Origin of the sequence: Clavibacter capsici (assembly GCF_001280205.1) — a bacterium.
Classification (GTDB): Bacteria; Actinomycetota; Actinomycetes; order Actinomycetales; family Microbacteriaceae; genus Clavibacter; species Clavibacter capsici.
In genome coordinates this window covers 804472-819015 of the sequence record NZ_CP012573.1, presented here as the reverse complement: position 1 = coordinate 819015, position 14544 = coordinate 804472, and the positions used below count along the sequence as shown (strand labels likewise).

The following is a 14544-nucleotide window of genomic DNA, read 5'->3' as shown; positions in this document are numbered from 1 at the left end:
GCGTCCTGGAGGATTCGCCTAGTGGCCTATGGCGCACGCTTGGAAAGTGTGTTGGGTGAAAGCCCTCAGGGGTTCGAATCCCCTATCCTCCGCCAGACACACGAGAGCCCCGACGGACCAGCGGTCCGGCGGGGCTCTCGTCGTGCTCGGCGCATCCTCGTGGAGGCGCCTCCCCGCCCCGTCCGCGGAGCGCTGTACCCCGACCGGCTCGACGTGTCCCCCATAGCGCCCCTGACGACCGGATCGACGCCCGCCTAGGCTGGAGCGGTCGCCCCTCCCGCACCCGCGGGCGCCGCCCGTCCCCGGACGCGCGCGGCACGCGGGCGACGGAGGGCGCGTGGACGGCGTCAGGCGACGACCGGAGGCGACGTGCACCACGACGACGACGCGCTGCCGGTCGGCCCGAGCACGCTCATCCGCCCCCGCCCGGCCCTCCTGCGGCAGCTCGCCCTCGCCGCGCTCGCGCTCGTGGTGCCGCTCGGCGCCGCGCTCCTGGTGCTCGCGATCCCCACGGGGAACGCGGCGGCCGTGATCCTCGGCGTCGTCGTGGTCGTGCTGCTCGGCGCCCTGCTGGCCGCGCTGTACCTCACCTCCTACGTGCGCATCTGGGACGGGACGGGCGACGTCGAGGCCCGCTTCCTCGGGCGGCGGACGCGCGTCCGCCGCAGCGCCGTCCACGGCCTCCTGGTCGTGCACGTCTACCAGGGCCTCACGCTCGACACGCAGCCGCGCCTGTTCGTGCTCGACGCGGAGGGCCGCCTCCTCCTCCGCCTGAGCGGCCACGTCTACGACCTGTGGACCATGCGCGCGATGGCCGCCGACCTCGACCTGCCCCTCACCGAGCAGGCGCGGGTGCTCACGATGGCCGAGCTCCGCGGGACGCGCCGCGGGATCCTGCCCTGGTACGAGCGGTCGCGCCTGTCGCTGGTCGCCGTGCTCGTGCTCCTCGGGGTCGTCGTGATCGCCGCGGTCATCGGCATCATGGCGCTCACGGGCGTGCCACTGGCCGTCCGGCTGTGACGGGCGCCGACGCCGGGCTCGACGCGCACCGCGCGAGGTGGGGCCGGGATCCGGACGGCCCGGCCCGGCGTGGCTGCGGCGGCAGCAGCGCGACCTAGCGCACGCCCCCGCCTTCCCGCGCCCGCGTCCCCCGCGGCGCGAGGTCCGCCGTCCGTCCCGCGACCGCCCCGAGCGCGCGCTCGAGCGGGCCGCGGCCGAGGGTCCGCGTCCAGAGCAGGCAGAGCACGACCGTCACCGCCACGAACGCGAGGTACGCGCCGTCGTCGGCGATGAGGTCCCCCTCCGGCGCGAGCAGGTCGATGACGACGATGTGCACCGCGTACACCGTGAGCGCCAGCTGCCCCACGGCCGCGAACGGCGCGAGCACGACGGGCAGGAGCGCGGCCGCGCGCAGGCACAGGCCGATGACCGCGATGGCGAACCCGCCGGATCCCACGACCTCGAAGGGCGACCCCTCGTGCGGCGTCGTCGAGAGGATGTACTCCCACCCGGGCGGGGGCGCGGGCAGGGCCGCCTCCACGAGCGCCGAGCCGCCGTACGCGAGCACGGCGAGGCCCGCGCCGACCGTGACGAGCAGCAGCTGGACGCGCGCGGACCCGAGCGCGAGCCGGCCGATGCCGAGCCCCGCGACGGCGAAGACCACCCAGGTCAGCGCCGGGTAGTGGCCGGTGACCAGGAGGATCACGAGCGGGTCGGGCCGCATGAGCGCGGCGTCGAAGTGGATGGCGAGCGCGGTGGTGGCGACGGGCAGCGCCACGGCGCCGACCGCGGCGAGCGCCAGCAGCCGCGACGCGCTCCAGCGCAGCAGCGGCAGGAGGGCGACGAACAGCACCGCGTAGACCTCGAGGATCACGGCGACGTACGTCTGCAGCGCCGCGAGCAGACCGCCGAGGAGGAACACGCACGCGGCGCGCACGAGGATCCGCAGCCGCGCCCGGGCCAGGTCGCTCCCGTCGGCCGGCCGCTCGCGCCCCGACATGAGCGCGATGGAGAGCCCGGCGAGCGTCGCGAACAGGATGGAGGAGCGGCCGTCGGCGATCGCGAGCCACGTCGACGGGTCGCCGACCTCGAGGGTGCGCGGCACGGCGACGTGCGCGGCCATCATCCCGAGGACCGCCAGGCCCCGCGCGGCGTCGATCCCCCGCAGGCGGGCCGGGTCGCGGGCGGGGCTCATGGCCTCACCCTACCCAGCCGCCCGGCGGGATCCGCGGGCGTCAGTTGGTGAGCGCCGGCACCGTCCGCGGCTGCACGACGAGCCACATCGCGAGGATGGAGACCAGCGCGCACGTGCCCATGACCGCCGCCATCGGCACGCCCGAGGTGATGCCGAGCACGCCCACGATCGGCGAGATCGCGCCCGCGAGCCCGAAGTTCACGGCGCCCAGCAGCGACGCCGCGGTGCCCGCCTCGTGCCCGTGGTTGACGAGTCCCAGGACCTGCACGCACGGGAAGCCGAAGCCGCAGGCGAGGATGAAGAAGAACAGCGGGATCAGCGTGCCGAGGAGCCCCGCGTCGGTGAACGTGCCGAGCAGCACGATGAGGGCGCTCGAGACGAACTGCACGACGACGACGCCCGCGAGGATCCACTGGGGGCCCACGACCTTGGTCATGCGCGCGGCGACCTGGTTGCCGATCACGATGCCGAGCGAGTTGACCCCGAAGAGGATCCCGAACTGCTGCGCGTCGAACCCGTAGACGTCCTGGAACAGGAACGACGAGCTCGAGAGGTAGGAGAAGAGCCCCGCGAACTGCATGCCGCCGATGATCGCGACGCCGACGAACACGCGGTCCCTGAGCACGTTGCGGTAGCGGCGCAGCAACGCGCCCTTCTCCTCGACCACCACGTCCTCGCGGGGCAGGGTCTCGACGATGAGGAACACCACGGCGACCACCACGGCGATGCCGTACGCGGCGAGCGCGTAGAAGACGCCGCGCCAGTCGACGATGCGGAGCAGCTGCGACCCGATGACGGGCGCGAGGATCGGCGCGAGGCCGGTCACGAGCGCGAGCCGCGAGAGCATCCGCACGAGGGGACGTCCGCCGAAGAGGTCGCGCACCATGGCCATGGCGACGACGGCGCCGGCCGCGGCGCCCGCGCCCTGGAGCACGCGGAAGACCAGCAGCATCGAGACGTCCGTGGACAGCGCGGCGCCGAGCGACGCGAGGATGTGCCCGACGGAGGCGACGATGAGCGGCAGCCGGCGGCCGACCCGGTCGCTCCACGGTCCGACCACGAGCTGGCCGAGCGCGAACCCGACGGTCGTGCCCGTGAGGGTGAGCTGGATCGCCGCGTCCGTGACGCCGAACTCGTCCTTGAGGACGGGGAAGGCCGGCAGGTAGAGGTCGATCGTGAACGGCCCGAGGCCGACGAGGGCGCCGAGCACGATGATGTAGACGATGCGCTCCCTGCGGGAGAGCGCGTCGCCGGGGTGGAGGACGGCAGACGACACGGGGCGTTCCTTCGGCAGGAGTGGGGGCGCGGAGCGCCGCAGGACGGGGCGGCCGGCGTGGACCGACTCGATGTCCAACTGGCTCGCCCTCGGCGTATTCCCAGGTCGAAGAATTTCGCGCGAGCGGATGCGTCAGCCGCGGAGCGCCGCCACCACGCGCTCGACGTCGTCCTCGTCGTTCCAGAGGTGGAACGCGATGCGCGCCCGGCCCGCGCGACCGGAGGCGACGATCCCCGCGGCGCCCAGCCGCGCGAGGTCGGCGCCGTCCGCGTCCGGCCAGGTGACGATGGCCTGCCCGCGCGGCTCGATCCCGAGCCCCGCGCTCACGAGGTCGCCGAGCTCCGCGTTCCTGCGGTGCACGGCGTCGAGGTCGAGGCGGGCGAAGAGGGCGATCGCGGGCGCCGCGCCGACCCAGGCGCCGAACGCCGGGGACACGTCGAAGGCGCGGGCGTCCTCGGCGAGCGCCATGGCGGGCCCGTAGCAGGAGGCCCACACGTCGGCGCCCGCGTACCAGTTGGCCTGCACGGGCACGAGGGTCCGCCGGTAGCGGTCCGACAGCGTGAGGAACGCGGCGCCGCGGGGCGCGCACAGCCACTTGTAGGCGTGGCAGGCGGTCGCGTCGAAGAGCCCCGCGTCGACGGGCATCGCGCCGGCGGCCTGCGTGGTGTCGCACAGCGTGAAGGCGTCGTGGATCCGCGCGGCCTCCCGGATGGCGGCGACGTCGGCCACGCGCCCGTCCGCGGACTGCACGAGCGAGAAGGCGACGAGGTGCGTGCGCGGACCGATCTCGGCCGCGAGCTCCTCGAGCGGCACGTGGCGCACGACCACGCCGCGCGCCCGGGCCACCACGAAGGGGTAGGTGAGCGAGCTGAAGTCGCCCGCGACGCACAGCACCTCGGCGCCCGCGGGCACGGCGGCGGCGAGCACGCTCACGAAGGAGGCGGTCTGCGAGCCGATCGCGACGGATCCCACCGGCACGCCCACGAGCGACGCGTACGACGCGCGCACGCCCTCGACGACGCCGCCGTAGCCGTGCGCGGTGGATCCGCCGGCCGACCACGTCGTGAGGTCGTCCCGGAGCCGCGCGACGGTGGCGCGCGTGGGCAGGCCCATGGTGCAGGCGGAGAGGTAGCCGGGGCCCGCCTCGAACAGGTCGCGCAGGTCGGCGGGGAGCGGCGCGGAGGCGTCGTCCGCGGATGCGGCGGGGGCGGGGGTCGGGGTCGGCATGCGTCCAGCGTGGCGAGCGCAGGAGGGCGGAGCAAGCCCGGTCACGGCATGTGACGCATAAGCGCGCGTTATGCTCCGCGCATGACGGATGCACCGGTCACCGCCCGGGACCTCGACTCGTCCGCGCTCCAGGCCGTGCACGCGCTCGCCGTCCGCGGGTCGATCACGGCCGCGGCGGCATCCCTCGGCATCACGCAGCCCGCCCTCTCCCAGACGCTCCGCCGCCTCGAGTCCCGGATCGGCGTGCCCGTGACGGCGCGCGCCGGACGCGGGGTCGTGCTCACGGAGGCCGGCCGCGTGCTGGCGCGGCACGCGGAGACCGTGGTGCACGCGATCGACGCGGCAGCCGACGAGATCGACGACCTGCGCGGCCTCCGCGCCGGCACGGTGCGCGTCGCCGCGTTCCCGTCCGCGTCGTCCACCGTCGTGCCGCGGCTCCTCGGCGGGCTCGCGTCCGCGCATCCGGGCCTCGGCTTCGGGTACCTCGAGGCCGAGCCGCCCGAGGCCGTGGCGGCGGTCCGCGCGCGAGAGGCGGACGTCGCGGTGACCTTCGCCTACCCCGACGACCCCGACGATCCCGCCGCGCGCGCCCTCGACGGCCTCGAGGTGCGGCCCCTGTGGCGCGAGACGCTCTGGGCGGTGCTCCCCGAGGCGCGGGCGCTGCGCCACCGCGGCCCGCTCGCGCTCCGCGACCTCGCGGACGACAGGTGGATCGCCGGCTGCGTGCGCTGCCGACGGCACCTGGTGAGCGCGTGCGCGCGCAGCGGCTTCGCGCCCGCGACCTCGTTCGAGACCGACAACGCGGCCGCCGCCGTCGGCATGGTGCACGCGGGCCTCGGGGTGGCGCTCCTCCCCTCGCTCGCGCTCGCGACCGCGCCCCTCCCCCGCGGCGTCGTCCGTCGGCGGATCTCGGGGGTCGGCGAGCGCGTGGTGCACGTCGTGACGGCGCCGGGCGGATCCCGCTCGGCCGCCGTGCACGCCGCGGTGACGGCGCTCACCCGGCTGCGCGTGGGCGACTGGGAGCTGCGCCGCGCCTGACGCCCGGCCCGGTCCGCCGATGCGTCGCGCCCCCGCCGCTGGCGCGATGTCGGTGGTGCTCCGTAATGTCTGAGGGGTCTGCCTCCGGCGTCCGCCGGCGGCTCCCTGACGCGGAGGAACGAGCGGCATGTCGGACCAGCACGGCGACGAGCTCCAGGACGAGGTCCAGGCATCCGGCGGATCCACGGAGCGCCTGAACCGCCACCTGCAGCGCAGCCACTCGGAGCAGGCCAGGTACCTGTCCGCCTACTTCGGCTGGAGCCTGCACGGCGACCTCATCCGGTCCCACGGGACGACGGTGTCCATGTTCGTCGAGGACCTGGCCGACACCATGCTCGCGCTCGGCTGGATGGACGGCTCCGGCATCATCTGGGACGCCGTCCCGGTGGACGTCGACAGCGCCGTCGAGGCCGTGCGCCGGCACCAGATCGCGCAGGGCTGGATGCCGCCCGGCACCGAGTGATGACGCGACCCTCCGCGCGCGCTGTGCGTGCCGTGCCCGGTCGCGACGCTCCTCGATCTCGGGAGTAGCGTCCGAAGGGATCAGGCCGTCGGGGGACGTGTCCCGCGGACGGCCAGGAGGACACATGACGGACCATGACGGAGCGCTGCTCGACCGCGACATGGGCCTGCTGCTCGCAGCGGCGTCCCGAGCGGTGATCTCGCTCTACCGGCCGTTGCTGAAGCCGTACCACCTCACGCATCCGCAGTACCTCGTGATGCTCGCCCTCCACGAGGAGGATCCCCGTCGCGCCGGCGACCTGAGCGACGCCGTGCAGCTGACGCCGGGCACGCTGTCCCCGCTGTTCAAGCGCCTCGAGCTCCTCGGCTACATCACGCGGCAGCGCGACCAGGCCGACGAGCGGCGCCTCCTCATCGCGCTGACGGAGCGCGGCCGCGGCATCCTGCCCGACCTCCTGCGCGTCGCCGAGCAGGTGCACGACGACGTCGTGAACCGCAGCGGCGCGGACTCGAGCGCCCAGGCCCGTCTGCGCAGCATGACCGACCTGCTGCTCGACGCCTGACGCGGACGCCTGCGGGCGGCCTCGCTCAGCGCGCGCCGTCGACCACCCGCTGCCAGAGCGTATGGTCGCTCCACGCGCCGTCGATCCGCAGGTAGGCGGGCGCGACGCCGATCGCGACGAAGCCGGCCCGCCGGAGCACCTCCTCGGATCCGCCGTTCCCCACGAGCGTCGACGCCTCCAGCCGGTGCAGCCCGGCGGCCCGTGCGATGCGGACCGCGTGCCGCGCGGCGGCCGTGGCGAGGCCGATCCCCTGCCGGTCGCGGTCGATCCAGTAGCCGAGGCTCGCGCTCTGCGCCGCCCCGCGCTTCACCGCGAAGAGGTCGCAGCGCCCGATGATCCGGTCCCCCTCCACGACGAGGTACGGCAGCCCGGATCCGGCGGCCCGCTCGGCGACCCGGCCCGCGAGCTGCGCGCGCTGCCCCGCCGACGTGAAGAACGCGTCGGTGCGCGCCGGCTCGAACGGGCGGAGGTGCTCCCGGTTCGCGCGGTACGCCTCGGCGAGCGCGACCGCGTCGGTGATCCGCGCGGGCCGCATCCAGATGCCGTCGGCGAGCTCCGCGCGCTCGTCCGCGCCGGGCGGCGGGGCGCTCACGCCCCGGGACGCACGTCGCGCTCGGGGCGCGCGTCGGCGGCGGGGATGGCGCGGTCGGCGATGAGCCGGGCGTACCAGAGCGCGCTGTCCTTGGGCGTGCGCTCCTGCGTGGCGTAGTCGACGTGCACGATCCCGAAGCGCTTCGAGTACCCGAAGGCCCACTCGAAGTTGTCGAGGAGCGACCACACCTGGTAGCCGCGGAGGTCGACGCCGCGCTCGATGGCGCGGTGGGCGGCCGCGAAGTGCCGGCTGAGGTAGTCGATCCGCTCGGCGTCGTGCACGGCGCGCGCGCCGCCGTCCCCCACGGTCACCTCGTCGTCGAAGGCGGCGCCGTTCTCCGTGACCATCAGCGGCAGGTCGGGGAACTCCTCGTGCAGCGACACGAGGAGGTCCTCGAGGCCCTGCGGCTCGATGTTCCAGCCCATCGCCGTGTACGGGCCCGGCTGCTCCAGGAACTCGACGTCCTCCGTGCCGGGGAAGGGCGTCGCGGCGACGTCGCCGTGGATGGAGGTGCCGCCGCCCGCGGAGGACGCGTCCCGCATCCGCACGCGGCTGGTGTTGTAGTAGTTGACGCCCAGCAGGTCGAGCGGCTGGCGGATCAGCTCGGCGTCGCCCGGGAGGACGAACGACCAGTCGGTGATCGCCGCCGTGTCCTCGATCACGTCGGCGGGGTACTCCCCGTGCAGCAGCGGGCCGAGGAACACGCGGTTGCCGACGCCGTCGACGCGGCGCACGGCCTCGGGGCCCGTGTCGCCCTCGCCGCGGATCACGTGCAGGTTGAGCGTGATGGAGAAGCGCGCGTCCGCCGGCACGACCTCCTGGAGCGCCCGGACGGCGAGCCCGTGCGCGAGGTTGAGGTGGTGGACGGCACGGAACGACGCCTCGGCGTCGGTGCGGCCCGGCGCGTGCACGCCGGCCGCGTAGCCGAGGTAGGCCGAGCACCACGGCTCGTTGAGCGTGGTCCACGTGCCGACGCGGTCGCCGAGCGCCTCGCCCATGATCCGGGCGTAGTCGGCGAAGGCGTACGCGGTGTCCCGGTTCGTCCAGCCGCCCTCGTCCTCGAGCGCCTGCGGGAGGTCCCAGTGGTAGAGCGTCGCGATGGGCGTGATGCCGCGGGCCACCAGGCCGTCGACGAGCCGCCCGTAGAACGCGAGCCCCGCCGGGTTCGCCGGGCCGCGCCCGGTCGGCTGGATCCGCGGCCACGCGATCGAGAACCGGTACGCCTCGAGGCCGAGCGCCTGCATCAGGTCGAGGTCGGACTCGAGCCGGTGGTAGTGGTCGTCGGCGACGTCGCCCGTGTCGCCGCCCAGCACCTTCCCCGGCGTGCGGCTGAACGTGTCCCAGATCGAGGCACCCCGGCCGTCCTCGTCGGCGGCACCCTCGATCTGGTACGCGGCGGTGGCGGATCCGAACAGGAAGCCGGGCGGGAAGGCGAGCCCCGCGCCCCGGTCGTCAACGGGATCCCCGGGCGTGCCGGCTGCGGTGGGCGATGCGTCGGTCATGGCGTTCGGGGACCTCTCCGTCGGGGTGGCGGCCGCCCGACCCGCGCTCGCGCGGGTCCAGCCACGGCCTCCCGCCATCCTGCCCGGGCCGCGACGCGAGCGTCCACCCGAGCCGTCGCCGCGGCCGTGTCGGCGTTGTGCCGCCGCCGCGCTCCGGTTAGGTTGTAGCTAGCAACAAATCACCGACGACGCTGACAGGAGACACCATGGCGCTCACCCCCACCCGCGAGGACAAGTTCTCGTTCGGACTCTGGACCATCGGATACACGGGGGCCGACCCCTTCGGCGGCCCGACCCGCTCCGACCTCGACGTGGTCGAGGGCGTGGAGCGCATCTCGGAGCTGGGCGCCTACGGCCTCACGTTCCACGACGACGACCTCTTCGCCTTCGGATCCACCGACGCGGAGCGCCAGAAGCAGATCGACCGCCTCAAGGGCGCGCTGAGCGACACCGGCATCGTCGTGCCGATGGTCACCACGAACCTCTTCTCGGCCCCCGTCTTCAAGGACGGCGGCTTCACCTCCAACGACCGCGCCGTCCGCCGGTTCGCGATCCGCAAGGTGCTCCGCAACATCGACCTCGCCGCCGAGCTCGGCGCGCAGACGTTCGTGATGTGGGGCGGCCGCGAGGGCGCCGAGTACGACTCCGCCAAGGACGTCCGCGGCGCGCTCGAGCGCTACCGCGAGGCCGTCAACCTCCTCGGCGACTACGTCACCGACAAGGGCTACGACATCCGCTTCGCCATCGAGCCGAAGCCCAACGAGCCCCGCGGCGACATCCTGCTGCCGACCCTGGGCCACGCCCTCGCCTTCATCGAGACCCTCGAGCGCCCCGAGCTCGTCGGCGTGAACCCCGAGGTCGGCCACGAGCAGATGGCGGGCCTCAACTTCACCGCCGGCATCATGCAGGCGCTGTACCAGGGAAAGCTCTTCCACATCGACCTCAACGGCCAGCGCGGCATCAAGTACGACCAGGACCTCGTCTTCGGCCACGGCGACCTGCAGAACGCGTTCTCGCTCGTCGACCTGCTGGAGAACGGCGGCGTGGGCGGCGGCCGCTCCTACGACGGCCCCCGTCACTTCGACTACAAGCCCAGCCGCACCGAGGACATCACGGGCGTGTGGGACTCCGCCGCGGCGAACATGCGCATGTACCTGCTCCTCAAGGAGCGCGCGCAGGCCTTCCGCGCCGACCCCGAGGTCCAGGAGGCGCTGGCCGCCGCCAAGGTCCAGGACATCTACACGCCGACGCTGAACGAGGGCGAGTCCTACGACGACATCCTCGCCGACCGCTCCTCCTACGAGGACTTCGCGGCCGACGAGTACTTCGACGCGAAGGGCTTCGGATTCGTCCGCCTCAACCAGCTGGCGCTCGAGCACCTGATGGGCGCGCGCTCCTAGAGCCCGCACCCGCACGACCGGAGGGCCCGGCATCCACGTGGATGCCGGGCCCTCCGTCGTCCCAGGCGATCGCGCGCGTCCGCCGCGTCCTCCATGCCGCGCGCGACGCCGTGCCCCGTGCCCCGTGCGCCGTGCCCGGGATGCGACGAGAGGGCCCGGCGTCCTCTCGGATGCCGGGCCCTCGCGTCTGCGCGTCAGCGCGGGTGGATCAGGTCGCGGACTTGGACCCGCGGCTCTTGTTGAACACGTCGAACGCGACGGCCAGCAGGAGCACGAGGCCCTTGATGAGCTGCTGGTACTCCGTGCCGAGGCCGAGCAGCGACATGCCGTTGTTGAGCACGCCCATGATCAGGCCACCGACCATCGCGCCGGTGACGGTGCCGATGCCGCCCGTGACGGCCGCGCCGCCGATGAACACCGCGGCGATCGCGTCGAGCTCGAAGCCGTTGCCGGCCGCGGGGAGCGCCGAGTTGCTGCGCGCCGTGAAGGCGATGCCCGCGAGGGCGGCCAGGAAGCCCATGTTCACGAAGAGCAGGAAGTCCACGCGCTTCGTGTTGATGCCGGACAGCTGCGCCGCGTTCAGGTTGCCGCCTCGGGCGTAGATGTGACGGCCGAAGATGCTGCGGCCCATCACCGCCGTGTAGACGAGCACGAGGACCGCGAGGATCACGAGCACGATCGGGGTGCCCTGGTAGCTGGCGAGCAGGTACGTGATGCCGAGCACGAGGATCGCAATGGTGGCGAGCTTCGTGATGAACCAGGCGAAGGGCTCGTCCTCGAGGTTCAGCTTCACGCGGGCACGACGCTCGCGGAGCTGCTGCGCGACGAGGAAGACCGCGGCCAGGACGCCGAGCGTGACCGTGACCCACTCGAGGTAGGAGGTGCCGCCCGAGGGGTCGGGCAGGAAGCCCGCGCCGACCGACACGTACTCGTCCGGGAACGGCGTGATCGGGCGGTTCTCCAGCACGATCTGCGCGAGGCCGCGGAAGGTGAGCATGCCGGCGAGCGTCACGATGAACGCGGGGATGCCGACGTACGCCACCCAGAAGCCCTGCCAGGCGCCGATGAGGCCGCCGATCACGAGGCTGACGAGGATGGACGCCCACCACGGCCAGCCCCAGTTCACGGCGAACACGCCCGAGACGGCGCCGATGAGCGCGACCACGGATCCGACCGACAGGTCGATGTGGCCAGCGATGATGATCATCACCATGCCGATCGCGAGGATCAGGATGTAGGCGTTCTGGACGACGATGCTCGTGACGTTGCGGGGCTCGAGGAGCGTCCCGTCGGTGAGGATCTGGAAGAGCACCACGATCGCGATCAGCGCGATGAAGATGCCGATCTGCCTGAGGCGACTGACGAGGAAACCCGCCACACTGCTGAGACTGGACATGGTGACTATTCCTTTTCCTTGGTCATGTAGGTCATGAGGCTCTCGGGGGTCGCCTCGGAGATCGGGAGCTGGCCCGTGATCCGCCCGGCGGAGAGGGCGTAGATCCGGTCGCAGATGCCGAGCAGCTCGGGCAGCTCGCTGGAGATGACGATGACGGCCTTCCCCTGCGCGGCGAGCGCGTTGATGATCGTGTAGATCTCGTACTTGGCTCCGACGTCGATGCCGCGGGTCGGCTCGTCGAGGATGAGCACGTCGGGGTCGGAGAACATCCACTTGGAGAGGACGACCTTCTGCTGGTTGCCGCCGGAGAGCTTCCCGGTGATGGCGCCCACGCTCGGGGCCTTGATGTTCATCGACTTGCGGTAGCCGTCGGCCACCACGTACTCCTGGTTCGCGTCGACCCAGCCGGCCTTGGCCAGCTTGTCGAGCGCGGCGCCGGAGACGTTGCGCTTGATGTCGTCGATGAGGTTCAGGCCGTAGTGCTTGCGGTCCTCCGTGGCGTACGCGAGGCCGTTCTTGATGGCCTCCCCCACCGTGCGGGCGGTGATCTCCTTGCCGCGCTTGTAGAGCTTGCCGGAGATGTTCGCGCCGTAGGAGCGGCCGAACACGCTCATCGCGAGCTCGGTGCGGCCGGCGCCCATGAGGCCGGCGATGCCGACGACCTCGCCCGCGCGGACGTCGAGGTTCGCGTGGTCGACGACGACGCGGGAATGCTCCTGCGGGTGGTGGACCGTCCAGTCCTCGATGCGCAGCACCTCCTCGCCGATGTCGGGGGTGCGGTCGGGGTAGCGGCTCTGGAGGTCGCGGCCCACCATGCCCTTGATGATCCGCTCCTCGCTGATGGCGTCGCGCCCGAGGTCGAGGGTCTCGATGGTCTTGCCGTCGCGGATGATCGTGACGGCGTCGGCGATCGCCTTGATCTCGTTCAGCTTGTGGCTGATGATGATGCTCGTGATGCCCTGGCCCTTCAGGTGCTTGATCAGGTCGAGCAGGTGGGCCGAGTCCTCGTCGTTGAGCGCCGCGGTGGGCTCGTCGAGGATGAGGAGCTTCACCTCCTTGGAGAGCGCCTTCGCGATCTCCACGAGCTGCTGCTTGCCCACGCCGATGTCGGCGATCTTCGTGGCCGGGTTGTCGCTCAGCCCGACGCGGGCGAGGAGCTTCGCGGCCTCGACGTTGGTGGCGTTCCAGTCGATGAAGCCGCCCTTGGAGATCTCGTTGCCGAGGAAGATGTTCTCCGCGATGGAGAGGAAGGGGCTCAGCGCGAGCTCCTGGTGGATGATCACCACGCCCGACTTCTCGCTGTCGCGGATGCTGGAGAACTTGACGACCTGGTCCTCGAGCACGATGTCGCCGTCGTAGGAGCCGGCCGGGTAGACGCCCGAGAGGACCTTCATCAGGGTCGACTTGCCCGCGCCGTTCTCGCCGCAGATCGCGTGGCACGTGCCGCGCGTGACCTCGAGGGTGACGTCCTGCAACGCCTTGACGCCGGGGAACGTCTTGGTGATGCCGCGCATCTCGAGAATGTGGTTGGCCATGGCCTGCCTCACTTGTGTGGATGGTGGTGCCGGGTGCCCGGCGGTGCTGCGGGGCGGCGCGCGGGGCGCCACCCGGAGGCGGGCCGGCCGTGGTCCACGGCCGGCCCGACCCGGTGGGGGCCGGTCGACGTGAGCGTCGACCGGCCGGTGCGCCGCCGGGGCGGCGCGGGTGGGCTACTCGCCGCCCTTGTCGATCTCTTCCTGCGTGTAGTAGCCGCTGTCCACGATGACCTCGACGAGGTTGTCCTTCGTCACGGTCACGGGGGCGAACTGCTTGGTCGGGACGTCCTTCACCTTGTTGTTGTAGGAGTCGGGAGCGTCCGGGGTGCCGCCGGTGAGCAGGTCGTCGACCATCGTGACGGCCTCCTTGCCGAGCAGGCGCGTGTCCTTGAAGATCGTCGAGTACTGGACGCCGTCGAGGATGAGCTTGTCGGACGCCTTCTCGCCGTCCTGGCCGGTGATGATCGGCATGGCGTCGCTGGCGACGCCGGCCGAGGTCAGGGCCTGGATGATGCCGCGCGACAGGCCGTCGTACGGCGACAGGACGCCGTCCGGCTTGGCGCCGCCGGGGTAGGAGCCCGAGAGCAGGTTCTCCATGCGGGCCTGCGCGCCCTCCTGCTTCCACTGCTGGATCGCGACCTGGCTGAACTCCGTCTGGCCGGAGCCGACGGTGATCTGGCCGGAGTCGAGGAACGGCTTGAGGACGCTCATCGCACCCTCGTAGAAGAACGTGGCGTTGTTGTCGTCCGGGCTGCCCGCGAAGATCTCGATGGTCTTCTTCTCGGTGCTGCCGGTCGCCTTGCCGTCGGCGTCCACGAGGCCGAGGCCCTGGAGCAGCGAGTTGCCCTGGAGCACGCCGACCTGCTGGTTGTCGAACGTCGTGTAGTAGTCGACGTCCTCGGTGCCGTTGATGAGGCGGTCGTACGCGATGACCTTGACGCCGTCGTCGGCCGCGGTCTTGAGGACCTGGGTCAGCGCGGTGCCGTCGATGGACGCGACGATGAGCGCCTTGGCGCCCTTGTTCAGCATCGTCTCGATCTGCGAGATCTGGTCCTGCACCTTGTCGTTCGCGTACTGCAGGTCGACCTTGTAGCCGAGCTTGGTGAGCTGGTCGTTGACGTTGTTGCCGTCGTCGACCCAGCGCTCGCTCGTCTTGGTGGGCATGGCGACGCCGACGAGGGCGCCCTTGTTGTCCTCGGCTCCGCCGGCGCTGCCGCCGCGGCCTCCGCCGCCGCCGCTGGAGCAGGCGGCGAGGGAGACGGCGATGCTCGTGGCGGCGATGCCGACGAGGACCTTCTTCATCTTCACGGTCGTGTTCCTTTCGTACTGCTGCTGTGAGGCGCGGGGCCGGCATCTGCG

General features: G+C 72.4%; 13 protein-coding genes and 1 tRNA gene. 6 read left to right on the top strand and 8 right to left on the bottom strand.

Features of this window, described 5'->3' with window-relative positions:
- Positions 1–7: 7 nt before the first annotated feature.
- Together AES38_RS04005 and AES38_RS04000 are read left to right on the top strand one after the other, a co-directional pair.
- Positions 8–95, top strand: a tRNA-Ser gene (locus AES38_RS04005).
- Positions 96–369: 274 nt separating this feature from the next.
- Positions 370–1020: a hypothetical protein gene (locus AES38_RS04000; protein WP_053773888.1), complete on the top strand. Its 651-nt coding sequence runs from the start codon at positions 370–372 to the stop codon at positions 1018–1020.
- A gap of 94 nt (positions 1021–1114) precedes the next feature.
- On the opposite strand, the gene AES38_RS03995 is transcribed toward AES38_RS04000, so the two are convergent.
- From AES38_RS03995 to AES38_RS03985, 3 genes are all read right to left on the bottom strand, one after another.
- Positions 1115–2194 carry an acyltransferase family protein gene (locus tag AES38_RS03995; protein WP_053773887.1) on the bottom strand — a complete coding sequence of 360 codons (1080 nt, stop codon included), beginning with the start codon at positions 2192–2194 and terminating at the stop codon, positions 1115–1117.
- Between the two features lie 40 nt (positions 2195–2234).
- Positions 2235–3470, bottom strand: a complete 1236-nt coding sequence (locus AES38_RS03990) for a multidrug effflux MFS transporter (protein ID WP_053773886.1) — start codon at positions 3468–3470, stop codon at positions 2235–2237.
- Between the two features lie 132 nt (positions 3471–3602).
- On the bottom strand, positions 3603–4697 hold the full coding sequence (locus AES38_RS03985; protein WP_053773885.1) for an aminotransferase class V-fold PLP-dependent enzyme: 1095 nt from the start codon (positions 4695–4697) through the stop codon (positions 3603–3605).
- A gap of 81 nt (positions 4698–4778) precedes the next feature.
- Between AES38_RS03985 and AES38_RS03980 the strand changes: the two genes are divergently transcribed.
- The 3 genes from AES38_RS03980 to AES38_RS03970 all read left to right on the top strand — a co-directional run bounded on the left by AES38_RS03980 (position 4779) and on the right by AES38_RS03970 (position 6760).
- Positions 4779–5735, top strand: coding sequence for a LysR family transcriptional regulator (locus AES38_RS03980; protein WP_053773884.1), 957 nt, complete (start codon positions 4779–4781; stop codon positions 5733–5735).
- A 127-nt stretch (positions 5736–5862) separates the two neighbouring features.
- The gene (locus AES38_RS03975; protein WP_053773883.1) at positions 5863–6198 is read left to right on the top strand and encodes a hypothetical protein; all 336 of its coding nucleotides are present in this window, start codon (positions 5863–5865) and stop codon (positions 6196–6198) included.
- Between the two features lie 124 nt (positions 6199–6322).
- Complete coding sequence (locus tag AES38_RS03970; protein ID WP_053773882.1) at positions 6323–6760, top strand: MarR family winged helix-turn-helix transcriptional regulator; 438 nt, start codon at positions 6323–6325, stop codon at positions 6758–6760.
- A gap of 25 nt (positions 6761–6785) precedes the next feature.
- Here AES38_RS03970 and AES38_RS03965 read toward each other — a convergent pair whose 3' ends face one another.
- Both AES38_RS03965 and AES38_RS03960 read right to left on the bottom strand, forming a co-directional pair.
- Positions 6786–7352, bottom strand: a complete 567-nt coding sequence (locus AES38_RS03965) for a GNAT family N-acetyltransferase (protein WP_053773881.1) — start codon at positions 7350–7352, stop codon at positions 6786–6788.
- Entirely contained in the window at positions 7349–8854 is a 1506-nt protein-coding gene (locus tag AES38_RS03960; RefSeq protein WP_053773880.1) for a GH1 family beta-glucosidase, read from the bottom strand. Before AES38_RS03960 ends, AES38_RS03965 begins: the two co-directional genes overlap by 4 nt.
- A gap of 206 nt (positions 8855–9060) precedes the next feature.
- Here AES38_RS03960 and xylA point away from each other — a divergent pair, with 206 nt between their 5' ends.
- Positions 9061–10254, top strand: a complete 1194-nt coding sequence (gene xylA / locus AES38_RS03955) for a xylose isomerase (RefSeq protein WP_053773879.1) — start codon at positions 9061–9063, stop codon at positions 10252–10254.
- A 208-nt stretch (positions 10255–10462) separates the two neighbouring features.
- Here the strand turns inward: xylA and mmsB are convergent, their stop codons facing one another.
- The 3 genes from mmsB to AES38_RS03940 form a co-directional block, all read right to left on the bottom strand.
- Positions 10463–11650: a multiple monosaccharide ABC transporter permease gene (mmsB, locus tag AES38_RS03950; protein WP_053773878.1), complete on the bottom strand. Its 1188-nt coding sequence runs from the start codon at positions 11648–11650 to the stop codon at positions 10463–10465.
- A 5-nt stretch (positions 11651–11655) separates the two neighbouring features.
- Positions 11656–13185 (bottom strand): multiple monosaccharide ABC transporter ATP-binding protein, encoded by a 1530-nt coding sequence (mmsA, locus tag AES38_RS03945; RefSeq protein WP_053773877.1) that lies wholly within the window; start codon positions 13183–13185, stop codon positions 11656–11658.
- Positions 13186–13359: 174 nt separating this feature from the next.
- Positions 13360–14493, bottom strand: coding sequence for a substrate-binding domain-containing protein (locus tag AES38_RS03940; protein ID WP_081001832.1), 1134 nt, complete (start codon positions 14491–14493; stop codon positions 13360–13362).
- Between the last annotated feature and the right edge of the window lie 51 nt (positions 14494–14544).

Excerpts from the sequence above, each read along its gene's own strand:
- AES38_RS03970 (WP_053773882.1), top strand. The coding sequence starts at position 6,323 with ATGACGGACCATGACGGAGCGCTGCTCGACCGCGACATGGGCCTGCTG.
- AES38_RS03985 (WP_053773885.1), bottom strand. The coding sequence starts at position 4,697 with ATGCCGACCCCGACCCCCGCCCCCGCCGCATCCGCGGACGACGCCTCC.
- AES38_RS03980 (WP_053773884.1), top strand. The coding sequence starts at position 4,779 with ATGACGGATGCACCGGTCACCGCCCGGGACCTCGACTCGTCCGCGCTC.
- xylA (WP_053773879.1), top strand. The coding sequence starts at position 9,061 with ATGGCGCTCACCCCCACCCGCGAGGACAAGTTCTCGTTCGGACTCTGG.
- mmsB (WP_053773878.1), bottom strand. The coding sequence starts at position 11,650 with ATGTCCAGTCTCAGCAGTGTGGCGGGTTTCCTCGTCAGTCGCCTCAGG.
- AES38_RS03975 (WP_053773883.1), top strand. The coding sequence starts at position 5,863 with ATGTCGGACCAGCACGGCGACGAGCTCCAGGACGAGGTCCAGGCATCC.
- mmsA (WP_053773877.1), bottom strand. The coding sequence starts at position 13,185 with ATGGCCAACCACATTCTCGAGATGCGCGGCATCACCAAGACGTTCCCC.
- AES38_RS03995 (WP_053773887.1), bottom strand. The coding sequence starts at position 2,194 with ATGAGCCCCGCCCGCGACCCGGCCCGCCTGCGGGGGATCGACGCCGCG.
- AES38_RS03960 (WP_053773880.1), bottom strand. The coding sequence starts at position 8,854 with ATGACCGACGCATCGCCCACCGCAGCCGGCACGCCCGGGGATCCCGTT.